This is a genomic window from Flavobacteriales bacterium, assembly GCA_016699575.1.
In the GTDB taxonomy this organism is placed as follows: domain Bacteria; phylum Bacteroidota; class Bacteroidia; order Flavobacteriales_F; family PHOS-HE28; genus PHOS-HE28.
Map to the genome: position 1 here is coordinate 3,673,271 of CP064979.1, position 22,822 is coordinate 3,696,092.

At 62.0% G+C, this 22,822-nt stretch carries 9 protein-coding genes, 1 tRNA gene and 1 riboswitch; of the genes, 6 read left to right on the forward strand and 4 right to left on the reverse strand.

Annotated elements, in window-relative coordinates; genetic code table 11:
- Nucleotides 1-21 precede the first annotated feature (21 nt).
- Nucleotides 22-215, forward strand: a riboswitch (cobalamin riboswitch).
- A 104-nt stretch (nt 216-319) separates the two neighbouring features.
- Together IPJ76_15400 and IPJ76_15405 are read left to right on the forward strand one after the other, a co-directional pair.
- On the forward strand, nt 320-1,591 hold the full coding sequence (locus IPJ76_15400; GenBank protein ID QQR85974.1) for a hypothetical protein: 1,272 nt from the start codon (nt 320-322) through the stop codon (nt 1,589-1,591).
- A gap of 51 nt (nt 1,592-1,642) precedes the next feature.
- Nucleotides 1,643-1,714 (forward strand) — tRNA-Thr (locus tag IPJ76_15405).
- Nucleotides 1,715-1,749: 35 nt separating this feature from the next.
- Here the strand turns inward: IPJ76_15405 and IPJ76_15410 are convergent.
- Nucleotides 1,750-2,904, reverse strand: a complete 1,155-nt coding sequence (locus IPJ76_15410) for an FAD-binding oxidoreductase (GenBank protein ID QQR85975.1) — start codon at nt 2,902-2,904, stop codon at nt 1,750-1,752.
- A 66-nt stretch (nt 2,905-2,970) separates the two neighbouring features.
- On the opposite strand from IPJ76_15410, the gene IPJ76_15415 reads away from it, so the two are divergent.
- Both IPJ76_15415 and IPJ76_15420 read left to right on the forward strand, forming a co-directional pair.
- Nucleotides 2,971-6,867, forward strand: a complete 3,897-nt coding sequence (locus IPJ76_15415) for a hypothetical protein (GenBank protein QQR85976.1) — start codon at nt 2,971-2,973, stop codon at nt 6,865-6,867.
- Between the two features lie 101 nt (nt 6,868-6,968).
- Complete coding sequence (locus tag IPJ76_15420; protein QQR85977.1) at nt 6,969-7,403, forward strand: hypothetical protein; 435 nt, start codon at nt 6,969-6,971, stop codon at nt 7,401-7,403.
- A gap of 85 nt (nt 7,404-7,488) precedes the next feature.
- On the opposite strand, the gene IPJ76_15425 is transcribed toward IPJ76_15420, so the two are convergent.
- Nucleotides 7,489-9,000 (reverse strand): DUF5106 domain-containing protein, encoded by a 1,512-nt coding sequence (locus IPJ76_15425; GenBank protein QQR85978.1) that lies wholly within the window; start codon nt 8,998-9,000, stop codon nt 7,489-7,491.
- Nucleotides 9,001-9,151: 151 nt separating this feature from the next.
- On the opposite strand from IPJ76_15425, the gene IPJ76_15430 reads away from it, so the two are divergent.
- Nucleotides 9,152-9,529, forward strand: a complete 378-nt coding sequence (locus IPJ76_15430; GenBank protein ID QQR85979.1) for a hypothetical protein — start codon at nt 9,152-9,154, stop codon at nt 9,527-9,529.
- A 51-nt stretch (nt 9,530-9,580) separates the two neighbouring features.
- Here the strand turns inward: IPJ76_15430 and IPJ76_15435 are convergent, their stop codons facing one another.
- Entirely contained in the window at nt 9,581-11,179 is a 1,599-nt protein-coding gene (locus IPJ76_15435) for a peptide chain release factor 3 (GenBank protein QQR85980.1), read from the reverse strand.
- A 138-nt stretch (nt 11,180-11,317) separates the two neighbouring features.
- Here IPJ76_15435 and IPJ76_15440 point away from each other — a divergent pair, with 138 nt between their 5' ends.
- The gene (locus IPJ76_15440; GenBank protein QQR85981.1) at nt 11,318-12,961 is read left to right on the forward strand and encodes a PQQ-dependent sugar dehydrogenase; all 1,644 of its coding nucleotides are present in this window, start codon (nt 11,318-11,320) and stop codon (nt 12,959-12,961) included.
- 65 nt (nt 12,962-13,026) lie between these two features.
- Here IPJ76_15440 and IPJ76_15445 read toward each other — a convergent pair whose 3' ends face one another.
- Nucleotides 13,027-22,782, reverse strand: a complete 9,756-nt coding sequence (locus IPJ76_15445; protein ID QQR85982.1) for a T9SS type A sorting domain-containing protein — start codon at nt 22,780-22,782, stop codon at nt 13,027-13,029.
- Nucleotides 22,783-22,822 lie beyond the last annotated feature (40 nt).

The following is a 22,822-nucleotide window of genomic DNA, read 5'->3' on the forward strand; positions in this document are numbered from 1 at the left end:
CGCCCCGCGATCAGGTTCCAATGATGTGGATGGGAAGGCGGTGACGCGTTCGCTGAAGCCTCGGAGGATGAAAAGGGAATCCGGTGCAAAGCCGGAGCTGTTCCCGCAGCTGTAAGCCCTGTGCGCACCGCAAGAGCCACTGTCCTTCATGGACGGGAAGGCGCGGTGGGCGGGAGGGGTGAGCCAGAAGACCTGCCGGACCGCACGGAACAACGGCCCTCGGGACAAGGGCGGTGCCTAGGTACAGGCATCCTCGCGCCCCGGTGGTTTCACATCACCAACGCCGCTCGGTGAAAGCGGCAAACAAACCCCCCTCTCCATGTACCGTTCGATCCTCACTTCCGGTTTGCTCGCTGTAGCCACATGGGCCGGCGCGCAGCAGTACGTGCACCAAGTGCTGGTGCTCAGCGAAGGCTACTTCGACTTCAACACCCAAACGCAGGTGGAGCCCGTGAAGCTCTTCGCCTATGATCCGGTGCTGGGCACCACCACGGCGGTGGCCACCATCACAGGTCCGCGCTTCGGCACGCACGTGCAGGTGCACGGAGGGCACATCTATGTAGGTGCCGACAACCTGCTGTTGAAGTACGATGCCGACACCTACGCGCTCGTGGACCAGGAGACCGTGCAGGGCATTCGTCGGTTCGACTTCTGGAACGACAAGCTCATCCTTAGCCGTGGCGAAGTGGGCGGCTTGCCGCACTACCTGGAGGTGCGCGACAAGAACACGCTCGACCTCGACTACATCGTTGCACCGGCCGATGGGTTGGAGCACAGTGGTGAAGACGTGGTAGTGGTGGGCGACAAGGCCTACATCGCCGTGAACAATGGTTTCGAGTGGGGCAACGCCGTGGGTTACGTGGGCGTGCTGGACCTGGTGAACGAGAGCTACAGCGAAGTGGACCTCGGCCCTGATGGCATCAACCCGGAGAACCTCATGGTGAACGGCAATGAACTGTGGACGCTCAACAACAAGGACTTCACCGGTTCCAGCGTCAGCCGGATCAACTTGGTGAACGGCCAGCATGAGCTTACGGAGAACCTCACCTTCGGTAGCGGATGCGCGGCAAGCGAAATGGCCCAGGAGAAGATCTACTTCATGGAATACTCGGTGGGCCAGGTAGCGCGCTACGACATCAACAGCGAAGAGATCATCGATACGCTCAGCGCCACTCAAGCCATCTACGGTACGGTGAACGACGCGGTGAACAACATCCTCTACGCCACCACCACCGACTTCTTCAGCACCGGCGAGCTCTTCACTATGGACCTCTTGGGCAACATGACGAGCGTCGGTACAGTGGGCCCGAATCCGGGCAAGCTGGCGTTGGATGTTCGCGCCAGCCAAGGCTTGGCTGCGGTAAGCGGCAGCGCACTGGTTGTGGCGCCGAACCCGGCCGCGGACGTGCTTTTCGTTCAAGCTCCTCTTGCCGGTAACACGACCTTCCGCGTGCTGGACCACAGCGGACGCGAGGTGTTGAACGGCGGTGTGGCTGCAACAGGCCGTACGGCGGTGGATGTTGCTGCCTTGGCACCCGGTGCCTACGTGCTCAGCTTAGGCGGCGCCATTGCGCGCTTCCAGAAGCTTTGATGCTCTGGGGCGGCAATGTGGAATGCCCTTCTACATTTGCCGCCCCTAAAAGCCTCCTTAGCTCAGCGGTAGAGCAGCTCATTCGTAATGAGCAGGTCTTCGGTTCAAATCCGAAAGGAGGCTCAAGGAAGAAGGACCGCTTTAGGGGCGGTCCTTCTTCATTCAGCCACCAAGCGTGCCGCCTTGCGGGCCACCCGTATGCCGATGGCCACGCCCATGCCACTGAGGCCAACGGCGCATACCACCCGCTCGCTCAACCGCTCCACCAGTGGGGTCTTGCCCGTTGACCGGAAGCCCATGATGCCGGCCCAACGATGTGCCACAGTGAACGGTTGGCCAGGAAGGATGACCTCACGGAGCATGCGTTCGAGGTCTTGTTGGATCAATGGAGTACTGGAATGCTCTGCGGTTGCTTCACCGGCCATGTCCAAGTGCCGGCCTCCACCCAGCAGCACACCGCCCTCGAAGTCGCGGAAGTAGTAAAATCCCTCGTGGGCGTGGAATGTCCCTTTGAATTTCAGGCCGGGAATGGGAGAGGTGACCACCACCTGGCCACGAGCGGGAACAACGTCCAGTTCGGGAAGAAGGTCTTTGGCGTACCCGTTCGTGGCCACCACGATGCGGTCGCCTGTCCAGCTGTGCCCTGCACGGGTGCTGACCAAGACTCTGCCGCTCTGTTCTTCCAAGTCCAGCACCTCTTGGCTGAAATGGATGTCCACACCCGCTTCCGAGGCCTTCGCCAGCAAGGTTGAAACCAGCTTTCCACTGTGAACGGGCCCTTCCAATGGAGTGAAGGCCAAGTGTTCACACGTCAAGCCCAGGTCACCTATCCGCTCTGTCCGCCATTCATAGACAGTTCTCCCGAAGATGCCCCGCAACGCACTGTTGAGCCGATCGAACCCATCGGCAACACGGTTGTACAGCGGGTCGCCTTCGCCGAACAGTTCGTACCCGCCCGTGCCCTCAAAGCCGATCCGATCATCCCCCAATTCCCCGCGCAGCTCTTGAAGACCAAGCCATCGTTCCTCCACCCGCGCCAGAGCTGCTTCTTCACCCTCCTTGGCCATATCGGCCAGCAGTTCGCTGGGGCTTCCGAAGCAGGCGAACCCGGCGTTGCGCATTGTGGCGCCGTCCGGCAAGGGTCCGCGCTCCAGCACTACCACACGGTGCCGTGGATTGGCGCGTTTGTAGTGAAGCGCCGTGAACAACCCGACGATCCCAGCACCTACAATGACCACCTCGGCATGGCCACCACCGCTGCTTTGCCCGGTGGCCGGTGCACGGAAGTCACGTTCCTGCCAGATCGATCGCATGTTGTCGGCGGAAAGCTAGCCTGCCACCTGACGCCACCCCTTCCCATGGTTAACTTGCCGCTCTGAATGGACGCTCGCCGGAACGCCCGCCCTCGCCACAGCCGCTCGTTGCTGCGGTCGGCCTTTATTCTCTTGATCTCCTTCCTCGCCGCACCGCTCGTGGCCCAGGTGGACGATGTGTACATCTACGGTACGGTGAAGGACTACTCCACGGCCAAAAAGCTGGATGGGGTAACGGTCACCATCTTCAAGAACGGGCAGAAGCTGGCCGAGACGGTGACCAATGCCAGTGGCAAGTACGAGCTGAACGTGGATTTCGGGGCTGACTACAAGCTCATGTGCAGCAAGCAGGGCTATGTGGGCAAGAACATCCTGATCGATACCAGGAACGTTCCGGAGGAGGACCGTAGCGGTGGTCTCGGCATGAACATCGATTTCACCATGCTGGCCACCATACCGGACATGGACTTCAGCATTCTGGAGCAACCGTTCGGCAAGGCCAAGTTCGATGGAACAACGGGTACCATCAGCTGGGACATGGCCTACACGGAGCAAATGCGCAACGAGCAGGCCCGGTTGCTGCGCGAGTACGACGAGAAGCGCAAACGCGAAGCCGGTGCAGAGGCCGACTTCGCCAAGTTGATGACGGAAGGCACGGCGGCCATGACCTCGAAGGAATATGCCAAGGCCGTGGAGAAGTTCAACGCGGCGTTGGCCATCAAAGCCAACGATCCTGTTGCAAAAGCCAAGCTCAGTGATGCCCAGATGAAGCTGGCCGAACTGGAAGGCGACAAAAAGCGCGAGGCGGAATACGCGGCGCTCATCAAGGAGGGCGATGCCTTGTTCGTGAAGAAGGACTATGCCGGGGCAAAGACCAAGTTCGTGGCGGCCGATGCCCTGAAGGACGATCCCTACCCGCCGCAAAAGATCAAGGAGTGCGACACGCTGCTGGCCGAATTGGCCAAGAAGGCGGAAGAAGACAAGAAGGCCAAGGAGCTGGAGGAGAAGTACAAAGCCGCCATTGCCGCGGCGGACCTTGCCTTCAAAGGAGAGAAGTACGAGGACGCACGGGGCAAGTACAATGAAGCCTTGGGCGTGAAACCCGCCGAGCAGTATCCGAAAGACCAGTTGGCGGCCATCACCAAGAAACTGGATGAGCTGGCCAAGAAGGCCGAGGAAGACCGCTTGAAAGCCGAAGAGGAAAAGAAGCGCAAGGAGCTGGAAGCCAAGTACACGGCGGCCATCACGGCCGCCGACGCCGCCTTCAAAGCGGGCAACTACGATCCGGCAAAGGCGAAGTACGAGGAAGCGCTCACCTACAAAGCTGAGGAGAAGTATCCTGTGGACCAGATCGCGGCCATCGCCCAAAAGCTGAAGGAGCAAGCCGACAAGGCCGAGCAGGACCGCCTGAAGAAGGAACTCGACGACAACTACAACGCTGCCGTGAAGGCTGGCGACGCCGCTTTCGGTGCGGACAAATTCGATGAGGCGAAGGCCAAGTACAATGAAGCCTTGGGCCTGAAGAAGGATGAGAAGTACCCCAAGGACCAACTACTGGCCATTGACAAGCGCATCGCCGACCTCGCCAAGCAGGCCGATGAGGCAGAGAAGAAACGCCAGCTCGACGCGGCCTATAACGCCGCGATCGTTGCGGCTGATGGTGCTTTCGCCACCGACATGTTCGAGGAGGCCCGCGCCAAATACAACGAGGCCTTGGGCTTGAAGAAGGACGAGAAGTACCCGAAGGACCAGCTCTTGGCCATCGACAAGAAGATCGCGGACAAAGCGAAGGCCGATGAAGAGGCCAAGAAGAAGGCAGAGATCGATGCCAAGTACAACAAGCTGGTGGATGAGGGCAACGAGATGTTCCGCAATGAAGGCTATGCCGGTGCACGCGAGAAGTTCGTTGAAGCGGGCAAGGTGAAGCCGGAGGAGAAGTACCCAAGGGACCGCATCACGGAGATCGACGCGAAGCTGGCCGACCTCAAGCGCCAGGAAGAAGAGGCCAAGAAGAAGCAAGAGCTTGAAGCCAAGTACGCCGCGCTCATCCAGAAGGCCGACGGGGAGTTCGATGGAAAGAAGCTGACCGAGGCACTGAAGGATTATCAGGATGCGCTGGTGCTGAAGCCCGGTGAACAGCATCCCACCGAGCGTATTGCGGCCATCAACTCGCAGTTGGATTCCGACGCAAGAGCGAAGGCCGAAGCGGAACGGTTGGAACGTGAGAGGGCGGAGAAGGAGAAACAATACGCGGATGCCATCGCACGGGCCGACAAAGCCTTCAGTGCGGACCAACTGGACAATGCACGCACCGGCTACAATGATGCGCTCTCGGTCAAGCCCGACGAGAAACACCCGACCGATCGCATCGCTGAGATCGACCGCATCCTGAAGGAGCGTGCCGACAAGGATGCCGCAGACCGCTTGGCTGCCGAGAAGGACGCTGCCGAACGAGCACGGTTGGAGGCCGAGGAACGCGCAAAACGGGAAGGACAGGAAGCCATCGAGCGCCAATACCGCGAGGCGATCGCTGCCGCGGACCTCGCCTTCGATGGTGACAACTTCGATGTGGCGCGGGACCGTTACACGGAAGCGCTCGCGATCAAACCCGGCGAGAAGTACCCCACGGACCGCCTGCAGCTCATTGAGGACACCATGGCCCAACGGCTCAAGGACAAGTCGGAGGCAGAGCGCCTGGAGGCGGAACGGCTCCGCGCGGAAGAGGAGCGCAAGCGCCGCGAAGCGGAAGAAGCAGAAGCGGCCCGCCTAAGGGCGGAGGAGGAGCGCAATAAGCTCTTATCGGAGAAGGAACTGCAAGAGCGTTACATGGCCCTCATCACCGATGCCGACGGCAAAATGGGGGAGAAGGCTTACCAGGAAGCCCGTTCGCTTTACGCGCAGGCCCTGGACGTAAAACCGGGTGAGACCTATCCGCAAGCCAAGATCGAGCAGATCGACAAGTTGCTGGCTGAACTGGCCCGCAAGGAAGAGGAGGAGCGCCTGGCGCGCGAACGCGAGGCTGCGGCCAAACCGATCGAGAAGCCCACGAACGTGCGCGTGGACAACGCCACTGCCGAGGACGCTGAACGTTTCATGCGTGAAGCCCGTGAACGGGAGGAAGCCGAGAAACTGGAGAAGATCAAGAAGCTGAAGCGTGACGCCAGCGAGCGCGAAGCCACCGACGCCGATGAGGCCGCCGCTCGGCGCGAAGCGGGCACGGAACAGAAGCAGAACTACGAAGCCGGATCAGCACAGCTCTATTCAGGCAACGAGCAGAAGCGCATGACCTATGCGGAGATGGTGGCCGCACAGAAGGAAGCGTTGGCCGAAGCCGAGCGCCAACGGGCCGAGCGCTCCGCCACCGCGCGTGATGCAGCCTACGCCACCAAGGTGGGTACCGAGCAAGCCGCCAGCGACAAGGTGGCCGGCTGGAACGATCAGCACCGATCTCAGATCGACAACGCGGCCCACAAGGCCGAACAGTACTACGTGGCCGAGCAGGAGCGTGCGGACGCCCATGCGCAACGCCGCGAGACGGAGGTGCAGAACACCATGAACCAGCAACGCGCTGCTGCCGACCGCCAGGCCAAGGGCAACGAAATGGCCGGCAACAACCAGCAGCGCATGGACGCCGACAAGGCCCGCAACGGCTCGCAGGAGAGCGCGCGCCTGAAGGCTGCCGAGGATGCCCGCTTGGCCGCGAAGGACCAACTGAACGGCATCGAGGTGAACCAAGCCAAGGACTACCGCGACTACAACCCCACCAAGCTGGCCACCGAGTACCCGCAAGGTGTCACCGAGGAAAGTCTTACCGAAGGCAACAAGGTCATCATCCGCCGCATCGTGGTGCAAGGCAACAAGGCCGATGTGTACAGCAAGGTCATCGCCAAGTGGGGCACCAACTATTTCAAGAACGGCCAGCCCATCAGCGAGGCCATCTGGCGGAACGATACGGAGGAGTGATTTAATGCGGTTAAGCCATTGGCTATGAGACCGATCGTCACGATGAGCTATTGTCGGTCGCTTGGCTCTCTGGAACGAAGACCTGGCTTAGATCAATGCACATGACCAGTACCGTAAGAATTCTCGTTTATCCCATGCTCTGCTTTGGATCTGCTTTGGTATCCTCCTGTGAAGAGCGCGAGATGCAGGTTGACTCGAACAACTCGAATTGGATTCACCATTCGTTCGCCCCGGATTCCACAAATCACATCGTTGTTTACGATGATCAGTCTGATGCGAGGATTGAAGTTTCAGTGGTGGGCACTGCGGGGGTGAATGAACTTTTGTTGCACAAAGCTGAAGGTGGGGAGTTGAGGTATTCGTTCTACCCCAACGGACTGCTCTCTACGGTTAGCCTTTATCGAGAAGGTGGTCGAGATGGTTGGACCTACTACTACAGCTTGAAAGGTGAATTCCTTGGGCGTACCTTGTTCGAGAATGATTCTATTGTTCAGGATTTGCCTTTTGAGCAAGGGAAGCATGAACAACTCAACTGAGCGCTTCGGACGCAGTCTCACCCCACGCGGCCTGAGGTTTCGAGCGAGGTTCTTCTGTGGCAAGCCACCTACTACAGGGGGATATTCACTCCTCCGCCTTCTTCTCCTTCCTCGTCTTCTGCTCGCGCAGCCGCTTGATCAGGTCAGCGATCTGGTCGGGGTTCAGCGACTTCGCCACGAACTTCCGGTCGCGGTCCAGGATGAAGACCTTGGGCGTGGCGTATACATCGTAGGTGTCGGCGTAGTTCAGGCTCTCCAGCGTGGTGAATTTCGGGATGTATTTGTAGGGCTCCTTGCGTGCGCCTTCGTACACGTGCCACGTGAGGCCCACGTTCGTCCAGTCGAGCTTGTGCTCCACGATGAACTTCTTCCAGTTCTCCATCATGGTGCTGTCGGTGGCTTTGCACACGGCATATACGCCCACGTCCATGGCCTGTAGTTCTTCCTTCCACACCTTGTGCAGTTCGGGCACTTCCTTCTTGCAGTGGCCGCAGGAACTTTCCCAGAACACCAGCACGATGTACTCCTCGGGCATGTGGTGCAAGCTCTTCCAGTTGCCTTCGGCGGTGTCGGGCAGGATCAGGTTCTTGCTCTTGGCACCGATCACCAACGGGGCCTGCTTCTTCGCCCGCTCGCACATCTTGTCCAACTTGTCCTTGGGCATCCACGGGGCCCGGCCGGGCGTTCCGCAGTAGTACGTCTGTGCCATGTGCACGAACACCGCGTCCATGCCCATGATGTCGCTCGTCTCGGCCATGTACGTGAGGTTGTGCACCACGAATTTGAACAGCTCCTCGCTTGGACCGAGCTTGTTGATGAACTCGTCGTAGAGCTTGTTCAGTGTGTCGGGGATCTGCGGCAGGTACTTGTTGCTGAAGTAATCGTTGAACTTGTTGTGGAACACCGGCGTGCGCACGATGCGTTCATCCTTCAGGTCGGTGTCGTCCCAAAAGCGGGCGCGGTTGGCGAAGTAGGATGCCGCGCTGTCCAAGCTGCCGTCCGCTTTCAGTGGGCGCAAGGCCTCGCGTTGCGTGCTCATGCCCATGATGAGGGCCAGCAGGGTGCCGGGGGCTTTTGCCCGCACGCCGTCCTGGTAGTCGCGGATGGACTGGTCCATTCCGCGTTGTTGCGCTTTCAGAGCATCGCGCTCGGCCATGGAGGAGGCCGCGTCCATTTTCACGCGGAGCTGTTCAGCAGTTTTGCGCTGGGCGTTGAGGTACTTGATGTAATCGTTGAAGAGTTGGTTCTGCACGCTCCTCTTCACTACCAACCGGCCAAGCAGGTCCGTGGTGTCCGATTCCAGGACCACCTCTGCTTCATCTAACAGCACTTCGAAGTACTTCGGCCCGGGTACCACCACAGCATATACCCCGGACTTGTAGCCCTTGGCACGGTCGAAGACCACCCGGCCCTTGGCATCGGCCATGGCCGTGTCGGCGTAGTAGAGCTTGTTGCCGTAATAGTTGGCCAGGAACACCGTGTCCTTGGAGACGCCCTTCACGGTTACATCCAGGCGCCGTTGATCCCCATTGGGGGCTTGTGCGAACGACCCAAGAGAGAAGGCCACCACGGTGGTGGTCAGGAGGTTTCTGAGCATGCGGCCAAAGTATTTCCCTGCCAAAACGACGATCGGGGCGTTTGCAAAGTTTGTTCCGCGCCTTTCAACACCCCGACGTGTACCGGAGGCAACGCCCCCCCATGGGCACCCGTCTAGCGATCGGCATACATTCGCCTCAACCTTCAGAACCATGGCACGTACCTTCATTACCCTTGCCTTCGTCGGCATCGTCGGCTTGGTCAACGCTCAAGATGCCCAAGACCGCCAGATCAACGTTACCGAAACCCCGGCCATGGCGGCAGTGGTGGAAAAGCGCGTGGCGCTGGTGGACAAGACGGTGAGCCTGTCAACCGAACAGCGCGAAAAGGTCACGGAGGTGTACCGGAAGGTGGAGACGCAATTCGCGGCCATCAACGCGCGCTATGAAATGGCCGAGGGCATGACCGCCGCCGACAAGGAGGCCGACATGAAGCTGCACTACCAGCACTGGGATACGTGGACCAACGACCAGTTGAGCCACATCCTCACCGAGGCCCAAATGGCCAAGTGGGCTGCTGCCAACAAGTAGATCCGACCGACCCGTTCAAGAGCCCTGCACCCTGTGCGGGGCTCTTTCGTTTCAGGCATGCACGGCCGTCTTGAATTCGCTGGTGGTGTGGAACTCGATGGCCGGGTTCTCGCGGCGCTCCAGGTCAAGGATGTAGGCGCTAGGGGCCATGAACACCCGGTTGCCGTCCTTGTCGAGCACGATCTGCTGCATCTTGATCCGGCAGAAATCGTCCAAAGCGGCCTCATCACTGCTCGTCAGCCAGCAGGCCTTGTGTGCTTGTATGTGTTGGAACTCACACTTGGCGCCGTACTCGTGCTCCAACCGGTAGGCGATCACTTCGAACTGCAGTTCACCCACGCACCCCACGATCTTCTTGCTGCCGATCGGGTTCACGAAGAGCTGTGCAACCCCTTCGTCCGTGAGCTGCCGGATCCCCTTGTCGAGCTGCTTGCTGCGCATCGGGTCTTTGTTCACAAGTTCGCGGAAAAGCTCGGGCGAGAAGGAGGGGATACCGCCGAAATTGAACCGTTGTCCCGCGGTGAGCGTGTCGCCGATCTTGAAGTTGCCCGTATCGAACAAGCCGATGACATCGCCTGGCCATGCTTCTTCCACCAGTGTTTTGCTGGCAGCGAGGAAGTTGGTGGGGTTGGCGAACCGGACTTGTTTGTCCAAGCGCACGTGGTGGTAGTACGTGTTGCGCTCGAAGCGCCCGCTGCACACGCGCAGGAAGGCGATGCGGTCGCGGTGGTTGGGGTCCAGGTTCGCGTGGATCTTGAATATGAAGCCGCTGAACTTCTTGTCGGTAGGCTCCACCACACCGGAGTCGGACGGGCGTGGGCCGGGCGGTGGTGCAATGCGCACGAAGGCGTCGAGCACCTCCTTCACACCGAAGTTGTTGAACGCGCTGCCGAAGAACACCGGTGCAATGCGCGCGGCGCGGTAGTCCTCAACGCTGAAGGTGTCGTACACACCATCGATGAGTTCCACATCATGGCGGAGCGTGTTAGCCGGGTCTTCGCCGAGCTGTGCATCAAGCCCCGGGTCGCTCAGGTCATCGAAGTGCAGGCTTGCACCTTCCACCTTCGTCTTCACGCTTTCGAACAGCTTCAGGTCGCGGTCGTACAGATCGTAGACACCTTGGAAGGTGGCACCGATGCCGATGGGCCAGCTCAATGGCCGCACTTTGATGGACAGCTTGTTCTCGACCTCGTCCAGCAGGTCGTACGGGTCCCGTCCCTCCAGGTCCATCTTGTTGATGAACACGATGACCGGTGTGTTGCGCATGCGGCACACCTCCATCAGCCGCTCGGTCTGTGCTTCCACGCCCTTCACGCAGTCGATGACCAGCACCACGCTGTCCACGGCAGTGAGCGTGCGGTAGGTGTCCTCAGCAAAGTCGCGGTGGCCCGGGGTGTCCAACAGGTTGATGGACTTGCCGGCGTAGTTGAAGGTCATCACCGAGGTGCTGACGCTGATACCGCGCTGCCGTTCGATCTCCATGAAGTCGCTGGTGGCGCCCTTGCGGATCTTGTTGCTCTTTACCGCGCCGGCCGTTTGGATGGCGCCACCATAGAGCAGGAATTTCTCCGTGAGGGTGGTCTTACCGGCGTCGGGGTGGCTGATGATGGCGAACGTGCGCCGCTTTTCTATCTCTTCCGCTATGGACATGGAGCTCGGGTGGTCGTGCAGGGAAACCCGTCGGTCAGCTTTGCACGGACGGCGGGCGAAAGTAGGCCCGGGCTTCTGACCGGACCGGGAGGAGCGAATGCAATGGCCGGTACTTTCGGCGGCATCCACCCAGTAACCATGCAAGTCAAAAACGGACTCCTGACCATCGCGCTGGCAGCCTTTTACGGCGCCAGCTCCTTCGCCCAAACCCCATCACCCGAGATCGCCCTGCAGCAATGGTCGCCCAGCCTGGTCGGTTGCACGGACATTGCCCATTGCGGCGATAGTCGGCTGTTCGTCACCAAGCAGGAAGGCCGCATCCGCATCATCACGGACAGCATGACGCTGGAGCCCACCGTTTTCCTCACCATCATGGACAGCGTGAACGATGCAAGCAACGAACAGGGCTTGTTGGGCCTGGCGTTCGACCCGGACTATGCCAACAACCGGTATTTCTACGTGTACTACATCGGTGGAACAGGGCCGGGCTACACGAAGATCAGCCGCTTCCAGACCAGTCAGAACAACCCTGACAGTGCCGCGCGCAACAGCGAGCATACGATTTACATCTGGCCACAACCGGCCGGGAACCACAATGGCGGCGATCTGGCGTTCGGGCCTGATGGTTACCTCTACGCCACGCTTGGCGATGGAGGCAGCGCAGGCGATCCCTGGGGGCAGTTCGGCAACGCACAGGACCTCACTGATCCGTTGGGTGACATCATCCGATTGGATGTGAGCAACCCGGATACCACCTTCATGGTGCCCATGGACAATCCGTTCGTGAACGCAAACCCGATGGATACGCTTCCTGAGATCTGGGCAAGCGGGCTGCGCAACCCGTTCCGTTTCGGTTTCGACGCGCTCACTGGCGACCTGTGGATCGGTGATGTGGGACAGAACGCGTACGAAGAGGTTGATTTCTGGCCTGCTGGCGACAACAGTGGCCCGAACTTCGGATGGCGTTGCTACGAAGGCGACCAACCGTACAACACGGGTGGCTGCGGGCCTTTCGGCAACTACGATGCACCGGTGAGCGTGCACCCGCAGGCTGACCAAGGCTGGTGCAGTGTGATCGGTGGGCGCGTTTACCGCGGCACCCAGTACCCGCAGCTGTATGGCGAGTACATCTATACCGACTACTGCGGTGGCCAGTACTACGGCTTGAAGCCCGATGGCAACGGTGGCTGGAGCAAGCGCCAACTGGCCGAGAGCTTCTTCGGCTTCAGCAGCATAGGTGAGAACTTCCAGGGTGAACTCTTTGCCACCAACATCGGCAACGACAAGGTGTACAAGATCGTGGACCCTTGCCAGATGGACGCCCCGGTGATCACGGTGAACGGAGCCTGGCTGGAAAGCACGCCCGGTGTGAACTACTGGTGGTACCTCAATGGCAACCTGATCGGTGGTGCGAACTCGCAGAACTATGAGCCGGCCCAGAGCGGTACGTACTACGTGGTGGTGGACATGGGAGGGCAATGTTCGTTGGCCAGCGATACGGTTTCGTTCATCTACACCGGTATCGGTGTGCTGGAACATGCGCCCCTGGTGCTGGCGCCCAATCCGTCGGCGGATGCCACCACTGTATCGTTCGGAGCGATCAACGGGGTGACCTCTGTTCGGCTCATCGATGCAGCCGGCCGCATCGTCCGTGACGAACGCGCTAGCGGTGTGCAGCATGTGCTGGACCTGACCAACTTGCAGAACGGTAGTTATCAGGTTGTTGTGGTCGGAACCGGTGGAAATGAACTTGCCCGGGCATCGCTCACCGTGGCCCATTGAACTGATCCGCGCAACGAAGAAGGGCCGCCCATCGGGCGGCCCTTCTTTCTTCAAGGCCATACCGGTCACTCCACCACCAACCGTTCCACGTACCGCAAGTTGCCAGCGGTAACTGTCACGAGGTATACACCAGTGGCGATGCCCGTTGGCAGTTCGATCACTGTGCTCATCTCTTCTGCGCCACCCGTGGCGATCCGCTGGGCGATCACCTGCTTACCGAAGAGGTCCACCACATCGATCACCACATCCTTGGTATCACTGGACAGGTCCATGATCTGAAGGTTGACCCTGCCGTTGCCCACCGGGTTCGGGGAGAGCGTGAGCGATACTGCCTCGTCCATTGACGCAGCCGGCGCGTTCGGGACGTACGGCGTGCAACCCGGGTTATTGTTGGTGATGCCCACGCTGCACGTTGGCCCGTAGTTGCACCAGGTCACACCATTGTCGAAGCTGGCGCGCACCCGCACATTGTAGGTGCGCGTGCTGCAGACCAGCGGACTGGTGGCCCAATTGTTCAACGTGAGCGCCGTGGTAGCGCTGGAGATGAGCCGCACATAGGCCGACCCGGGCAGTTGGAACTCGAACTGGTAACGGTTGGCACCAGCCACGGAAGTCGCATGGATCTTGTCCGACCCGTTGACCGACTTGCCCGTTGCGCCGCAACTGAAGGTAACGCCCGGAGTTGGCACCAGTTGGCTGACGCACGCGGGCGTTTGGTTGGCTATGAACAGACGGCAAGCAGGCCCATATGCGGCATAAACGCCGTTCACCCTGCTTCGTACGCGCACGTTGAGGAGCTTACCGGTGGGCAGCGGGCTCGTAACGATGCTGTTGAGCCTGATGCTGCCGCACGCCGTCGGCCCCGATGGGGTACCGGGTTGGCCGGGGTTCGCGTGGCTCTTGAATATGGTGCGGCTGTACGGGCCGTCGGGATCGAAGAACCAATACTGGTATCCGTCATCGGTCTGGTTGCCAACGCCGTACTGCGCGCTGACGGCCGGGTTCGGGTTGGCGTAGATCACTGCATTGTTGAACACGCCGTTCAGATCGCAGCTCGTCGACTGCAGGGCATCCGTTCCCAAAGGCACGCAGAATCCGTTGAGCACGGTGCTGACGGACCCGAATGTACCATCCGTGGCGTTGTCGATGATGCGGTTGTTGCCTCCATCGCGCAGCACGTAACCGCCAGTGGTCATGCCATCGCCGAAACTGTCGTACACGAGCAGTTGGTAGCATCCGGTGGGTAGGCAGCAGTTCTCAGTGAAGTTGCCGTTGTTCCCGTATCCCGAACCACTGCACACCACTGCACCGCCGAGCACTTTGATCTCCCAGCTCGTTTGTGGACCATTGGCGTCGGTGGCAAGTGCAAGTGCCACAGGGTGGTCGCTGCAGGTACCAGCACACAGGCATGATGCGTTCAGCTGATCGTTCAAGGTCAGCGGGTCGCCATCGTCGCAGGGTGTGCCGACCTGTCCCAACACCAACGGGCAGGAGTCGTTGCAATCGGCCAAACCATCACCATCGGTATCGGTATCGGGTACGCCGCAGCCGCAGGCGCCAGGGGCCGTTTTCAACGGGTCGGTCGGGCAGCCATCGATCGCATCGCAGGCGCCGTCGCCGTCGGTGTCCGGCACGGGTGTGCTTACACACGCGCAGGTGCTGTTGTAGGCGTCACCGGTGGTACAAGGGTCGCCGTCATCGCAACTTCCCGGGCAGTGGAAGCCGAGTATGTACTCGCCGCTAATCAGGTTAGCTGGAGTTGCTGATATCGTGTTCAGACCGGTGTTCAGAACCTGGCCAGGGGGCAGAGCGCTCGTCCAGGAAAGGGACTGATTCCCCCCTCGATAGGACATTTTCAACGACGCCTCACCTGGCGATCCGTCGATCAGGCCATTCGTCGTATAGTCCCATGAAACGCTCGCTTGCGGAATCGCGAATGTGTGGCTCATGTACACACCGTAGTACTCGCTTGTATCGGCGCTGGTGAGGAAGTTGAAGTTCGTCACGTTCGGCTTCTCGTTCACGCGGTACACGTGCCCCACTGTGGCGCCCGTGATGTTGTTGACGGTGAAGCTTGTGCCTTGGATCAGGGTCACGGAGCCTCCGGTGTAGGTGTGCGCACTGATGTCGCCGATCGGCATGGGGCTGGTCTGCCAGGGCGAAGTGGGCGTCGCATTGACCACCGTCCCATTGTTGTCCTGGCCGGCGAGGTCGATCAATGTGGTGCCCGCACCTTCGTCGAAACGGTAATACGCTTGTAAATGCGCCGCCTGCGGATGCCCGCTCAGTTCCTTTTTGCACATGTGGTCGCGGATCTCCGCAACGGTCAAGGCCGTGTTCCAGATCCGCAGTTCGTCCATCCAGCCGCTCCACGTATTGATGATGCCTGCGGCGCCCGTGGCCTCTTCGCCACCGATGATCAAGGGGTTGGAAGGATCGATCTGATCCAGTGTCATGCTCGCGCTACCCGACAACAAGTGGCCGTCCAGATAGAAGTACGCTGTGTTCGCAACGGCGTCATAGACCATCGAGATATGCCGTATCCCGTTGAGGGTGAGCCCTGTGCTGCTCGTCTGTCGGGTCACCCCATTCTCGTCGGTCAATTCGATCCGGTAGGACAGGAAGCTTCCGTTCTCCTTCACCAGTCGGAACCCATCCGGCTCCGATCCACCTGCACCACCTCCCACACCGCCGTTGCCCTTCTTGGACAATAGGACCTTTTCCGGTCCACCGAACGTGTTCGGGCCGTCCTGCACCCAGAACTCCACCGTGAACGAACCGTTGCCCGGGTTGATGTCCGGTGTGTGGTCCACCACGATGTGCTGGCCAGGATTGATCATGAGCATGGCGATGCCACTTCCGGGCCGGGAAGGATAGCCCACCGGCAGACCATACGTACCCACGCAGACGCATCCGACCGAGATCGAGTCGTTCGCCGTGAGCGGCAGGCCATCATTGCAGGCGTCGCCGATCTGGCCAAAGAGCGTCGGGCAGTTGTCCACGCAATCCGCCAGCCCATCGCCGTCGGTGTCCGTATCGGGTGTGCCACAGCCGCAGGTGCCCGGTGCGATCTTCAGCGGGTCGGTCGGGCATCCGTCGTTGCAGTCGGCAGTGAGGTCACCGTCGGTGTCCGTGTCCGGAACGCCGCAACCGCATTGGCCCGGTGCGATCTTCAGCGGGTCGGTCGGGCAGCCATCGTTGCAATCGGCGGTGAGGTCGCCGTCGGTGTCCGTGTCGGGTACGCCGCAGCCACATTGGCCGGGAGCGGTCTTCAACGGATCGGCCGCGCAGCCGTCGTTGCAATCCGCCGTCAGGTCGCCATCGGTGTCCGTGTCCGGTGTGCCGCAACCGCATTGGCCTGGGGCTGTCTTCAGCGGGTCCGCCGGGCAGCCGTCCTGCGCATCGCAGGTGCCGTCACCATCACCATCGGGCAGGGGCGTGCCCACACAAGTGCAGGTGGCATCGTAAGCGTCCGGCGAGGTGCACGCGTTGAGGTCGTCGCACGGGGCGTTGGGGTATTGTGCGGCGTCTGTGTCGTTGCAGTCGGTGTTGTCCGTCACCACCCCGGGCACCTGCTCGCAAAGCTGCACGCTGGCCAGCGGATCCCCGAAGCCATCGCCATCGCTGTCGCGGTAGTACGTGACCGGTGACGGACAAAGCGTGGCCACACCGAAGTTGGCGCGCGTGGTGCCTCCGAACGTGGTGAACAGGCCGCCGAAGTAGGCGCGCACACCGTCCGTGACCACCACGTTCACGTTGTTGCTGGTGGCGCCGATGTCCCAACCGGTGGCGCCGAGCGTGGACTTGTCCAGCACCGCCGTGCGCTCACGCGCGGCCCCGCCGATGGAGGTGAAGCTGCCGCCCGTGATCAGTTTGGTGCCGCTGTGCGCCATGCCCAGTGCGGGGTTGTTGGCCAGTGCGTCGCTGGCATCCACCACGCCGGTGGTGGCGTTCAGTTTGGCGAAGCGGTTGCGCGCCTGTCCGCCGATCTGGGTGAAGGTGCCGCCCGCGTACAGGTCATTCCCGTCCACGAGCAGGGCGTTCACTGCACCGATCGCGTTGGAGGTGAAGGACGTGAGCGTTCCCGTGGTGGCGTCCACGCTGGCGATGTTGGAGCGGGGTGTCACGTTCACATCGGAGAAGGAGCCGCCCAACCACACGATGTTGCCTGAGCGCTGGATCGCCGACACCTGGGTGCCCGTTATGGTCGGTGCCCATGCCGTGGCCAGTCCGGTGGAGAGGTCGATCTGTGCGATACGGAGCCGCGGTAGCACGCCGATCGTGCTGAAGGTGCCACCCGCGTACAGCGCGCCATTGCTCAGGTGCAGCGCGTGCACCGCGCTGTTGCTGTTCGGGTTCCAGGCCGTGGCCGTACCCGTCGTTCGGTCGATGGCGGCGATGCGGTTGCGCGGCTGGCCGCCGGCCGTGGTGAAGTCACCGCCGACGTACACGTTGTTCGCATCCAGTGCGAGCGCCCGCACCGTGGTTCCCGCACCTGGGTTCCAAGCGGTGAGCGCTCCGGTGGCATCCAACGCGGCCAGGCGGGCGCGCGGTTGATTGCCGATGATGGTGAAGCTGCCACCGGCGAACACGTCCGTGCCATCGTACACCACCGTCTGCAGCGTGGCGTTCGGGTCGGGGTTCCATCCCGTGGCCAGGCCGGTGGTGCGATCGACCTCCGCGATGTTCACGCGCGGTTGACCGCCCGCCGTGGTGAACCCACCGGCCACGATCACGCTCGTGGGCGTCAGGGTCAACCGGTTCGGTGTGGCGGCACCGCCCGAAATGCCGGGATTCCACGTGGTCGCCGTGTTGGAGGCGAGGTTCAGTTCGGCCAGGCGCAGGCGGGACGCACCGCCGATCGTGGTGAAGGGACCGCACGCGTACATCGTACTTCCGGCCAGCTCGATGTCCGTGACGGTGGTGCTGGCATTGGGGTTCCAGGTGGTGATGGCTCCGGTGGTGCCGTTCACCGCGCCGATCCGGTTGCGTGTGGTGGCGGAGAGGTTGCTGAACTCGCCTGCCACGTAAAGCGTGCTTCCGTTGATCACCAGGTCGTGCACGTCGTTGTTCGCACCGGGATTGAAGCTGTTGATCGTTCCGGTGGCGACGTTCCAGGAGGCGAGCGAGTTCCGGGTATCGCCGCCGATGTTGTTGAACACCCCCGTGAGGAGTGCCTTGTTACCGAGCAGGGCGATGTCGCTCACCTCCCCGTCCGCATTGGGGTTCCATGCGTTCAACGTAAAGCTGGAGAGATCCACCGATGCCGCGCGGTTGCGTGCCGTGGCCATCAGGTTGGTGAACACCCCACCGATGAACAGGTTGGTTCCATCGGTAGCCAATGCGCGGACCACCCCGTTCGGGGCCGGGTTCCAAGCGACGATCGCACCGGTGGTCGCATCCACGGCGCCCAGGTTGTTGCGCGGCTGGCCCGCCAACGTGGTGAAGACCCCGCCGCAGTAGACGTTCGAACCTTGCTTGGTCAACGTGTACACCTCCGAGTTGGCCCCGGGGTTCCAACTGTTGGGAACGCCCGTGACGAGGTCCACCGCCGCCAGGCTGCTGCGCGATATGCCTTTGATGCTGCCGAAGAAGCCGCCCACATACAGGTGTCCTCCGTCAATGAACATCTGGTGTATGCTGTTCAAACTGCTCACACGTGGATCCCAGGCGGTGATGGCTGAGGTGGACTTGTCCACCGCCATCAATCCCGACCGGGGCTTGCCGCTGGTCAACTGGAAGTCGCCCCCGACGAACACATCGGAGCCCTGGATGGACAGCGTGCGTACCGTCGCATCCGCCCCGGGGTCCCATGCCTGAAGCGCACCCGTGGTGCCGTCCACAGCCGCCAGTCGGGTCCTCTCCGTAGCGCCTACGTTCGTGAAGGCTCCACCAAGGAACACGCTGCCCGCGGATGCGCGGACCGCGTTCACGATGCCGTTCGCGTTGGCATCCCAGGCCGTGGCCGTGCCCGTAGTGGCGTTCACTTCGGCCACACGGTTGCGCACGGCACCGCCGAAGCTCAGGAATTCGCCGCCGGCCACCACGCGTGTGCCGTTCATGGCCAGGGCATGCACGATGTTGTTCCCGTTCGGGTTCCACGCCGTACGTGTGTGGGTTGCATGGTCGAACGCCGCCGCATAGTTGCGCGTGACGGCCTTCATGTATTGGAACTGCCCGCCCACGTAGGTCCTGGTCCCATCGTAGGCCACGGTCTTCACGTGGGTGAAGCCGCCGTTCTCCGGGGAAGGATCCCATGCCGTGGCTCCCCCGGTGCTGAGGTCGATCTCCGCCAGGCGCGAACGCACGGCCCCACCGATGTTGTTGAAGTAGCCGCCCACGTAGATCGTGCTGGCGTCCTTCTTCCACAAGGCGGCCACATCGCTGTCCGCATTGGGCGACCAGCTCGTGGCGGTGCCCGTTGCGCGGTCCAAGGCGGCGATCCGGTTGCGCCCCGTGGATCCGTTCACCGTGGTGAAGGCACCGCCGGCGTACACCGTGGTCGCGTCGAAGTCGAGGGCGAGCACCGATCCGTTCATGTTCGGGTTCCATGTGGTGATGGCGCCCGTCACCGGTGCGAGTTCCGCCAAGCGGTTCCTGAAGGCCACGTTCACCAAGGTGAAGCTGCCTCCGATGAACATGTTGCCACCGGCGATGGAAATGGTGCGGAGGAAAAAGGTGTTCAGCATCGGGTTCCATGGCAGGGGTGCAGCGGTGCTCGCGTCCAGTGCTGCGGCGTGGTGGCGGACCTGACCGCCGGCCGAGGTGAACTGGCCGCCGAAATACACGACGCCCGCGTCCACCCGGATGTCGACGGCCGAGCCCGAGACGAGCGCGTTCCATCCCGTGATCTGCGCGCCGGTGGTGCGATCCCATTTGGTGATCCCGGGTCCCCCGGTCTGACCGATGAACACGCTGTTGGCGTCGTTCACGCGGATGCAAAGCGTAGTGCCGGCAAAACCGGAAGGCGCCCAGGATGTGGCCAAGGCCGTGGTCAGGCTGACCTCCCCGGCGCGGATCCTCGCCGCACCGCCCAAGCTGCCAAATTCTCCGGCCACGTAGAGGGTACCCGCACCGGATAGTTCCAGGCCGGTGACGAACGCACTCGTGCCACTGGCCATGTTGGCGTTCCAAGTGCTGGCCAGCCCCGTGGTGGCATCGAGCTGGGCCAGTTTCTGACGGGTTTGCCCACCAATGGTGCTGAAGCGGCCTCCCGCGTACACGTTCGAGCCATCGACCACCAGCGCGAGCACCATGTCGTTCGCGTTCGGGTTCCATGCCGTGGCCACACCCGTGGTCGGATCCACCGCAGCGATGCGGTTGCGCGTATTCCCACCGATGGTGGTGAATTGCCCGCCCAAGTACACCACGCCTGCACCCAAGGCCATGCTGTACACCACGCTGTTGCCGTTCGGGTTCCACGGGTGCAGCGTACCGTCCGCGTTGATGCGGGCGGCATAGTTGCGCATCACGCCGTTCACTGCGGTGAAGCCACCGCCGATGTACCAACCACCCACGCCATCGGGCATGGAGCAATGCACTTCGCTGTTGGGCATCACCACATCGGGAAGCGCGCTGCTGCTGCCCGTGGTCATCACAGCGCCATTGCGTATCGCGCGGCCCATGGCGGTGAAGGCACCGCCGGCGTACAGTGCCGTGCCATCGCCCTTGATCGCATTCACGGCACCGTCGGCGCCCACGTCATAAGCACGCAGACCGGTCGCCGGGTTCAAGGAGACGTAGTTCGGCTGGTAGTTGCCTGCCATCGTAGTGAAGGAGCCGCCGGCCACGATGTTCGTGCCGTCGGTGCCGAGCATGAGCACCGCGGCGTTCAGGTTGGGGTTCCACGCGGTGGCCGTGCCGGACGATACATCCAATGCTCCGATGTAGTTGCGGGTCTGGCCGCCGAGCTGCGTGAAGTCGCCACCGGCGTAGAGCACGCCGCCGTGCAGCAGCAGACAACGCACGATGTTGTTCGAGCCCGGGTTCCACGGATGCACGCTGCCATCGGCATTGATGCGCGCGATCCGGCTGCGCGAAGTGAAGCCGATCTGGTCGAAGCTTCCACCTACGTACCAACCGCCACTGCCGTCCGGAATGGCCGCGTAGATGGTGCTGTTGGGCTCCAGGTAGCTGAAGTCCGGCTCGCCGGTCACAGGGTCCACGGCCGTGCCGCTCGGACGGTCGAGGCCTGTGAGGGTGAACTCGCCACCGGCGAACACGTCGGTCCCGTTCCCGGTCAAGGCGCGCACGCCCGCGTTGGTCACCTGCTTCCAGCCCGGAAGGATCGCTCCGGAGGTGGCATCCAATGCCGCCAGGTTCTGCCGCGTCGTTCCACCCATGTCCAGGAAACCGCCGCCCACATACAACGTGGAGCCTTCCTTGTGCAAGGCCAGTACGGATGTGCCGGAGACGTTGTTCGCATTGAACGGCAGCACGGCTCCGGTGGTGCCGTTCACCGCTGCCACCAGGCGCCGCGGCTGTCCGCCCACCGTGGTGAACGAACCGCCCATGTACAGCGTGGACCCATCGAAGTGCAGGGCGAGCACGTTGCCGTTGCTGGTCGCGGTCCATGGGTTCAAGGTGCCATCGGCGTTGATGCGGGCCACGCCGACGCGGGTCACGCCGTTCACCTGGGTGAAGGTTCCTCCGATGAACCAACCACCGCTGCCATCCGGGGTTGACGTGTACACGGGCGAACCGGGGTTTACGTAGTTCGCGTCAGCGGCGCCGGTGGTGATGTTCAGCTTCGCTCCGTAGGGCTCTGTCGCCCCCGCGAACGAGAACCGTCCGCCCACGATCAGGTCGCTTCCGTTCACCACCAGATCGTTCACGTTGAAGCCCGGCGAGATGCTCTGACCTGCGAAGAAGGGGAGCACGGCTCCGGTGGCAGCGTCCACAGCGGCCAGGCGCCCGCGGGCCTGCCCGCCCACCGTGGTGAAGGTGCCGCCAAGGTACACGTTGCCGCCATCCACCTCGATGCTGTTGACGTCCGCGTTCACGTTCGGGTCCCAGGCGTGCAGCGTTCCGTCCGCGTTGATGCGGGCGGCCCGCAGCCGCGCCACCCCGCCCACGGTGGTGAACGTGCCACCGATGTACCAGCCACCGGCACCATCCGGCGCGGAACAGAGCACGTCGCCTCCGGCCGGCTTCACGAAGTGCCAGTCCGTGATGCTGCTGTTCTTGTCGAGCTGGCTCAGCTTGGGCCCGTCGCCGTTGGTGCGCGTGAAGTTGCCACCGGCCCAAACGGTGCTGCCGCTCTTCTCCAGGGCCCGCACGATGCCGTTGATGCCGCCCGGGAACAGATCGAGGAAGGCGCCCGTGCTGGCGTTCACCGCGAGGAGGTTGCGCTGGTTGTTCGCCGCGGTGAAGTCGCCGCCCATGTACAAGGTGTCGCCGCTGAGGAGCAGCCGCCGCACCGTGCCCGATGGTATGTCCACGTTGAACGCGGTGACGCTGCCGGTGCTTGCGAGCCGGGCCACGCGCGTGCGGGGCAGACCGCCCACCTGCGTGAAGCTGCCGCAGATGAACCAACCGCCGGTGCCATCCGGAATGCCGTTGATCACGGAGCCGTTCGGCTGCGCCCAGCTGAGGTCGGGCGTGCCCGTGACCGGGTCGAGCCAGGCCCCGAAGCGGGCGGGCGCGCCCACGGCGGTGAAGTCTCCACCGAGGTAGACCGTGCCGGATATAGAGTCCCGCACGATGGCGTTCACGGGACCATTGGGCACCCACCACTGGTCTTCAATGGTCTGGGCGTGCAACCCGTTAATGGCGATGGCCCAAAAGGCCGCAAGGGTGAGGTGACGTACAAGGAGGTGCATGGTGAGCGGCCGGATCGGGTTAGGGTTATTGTCAGCGTCG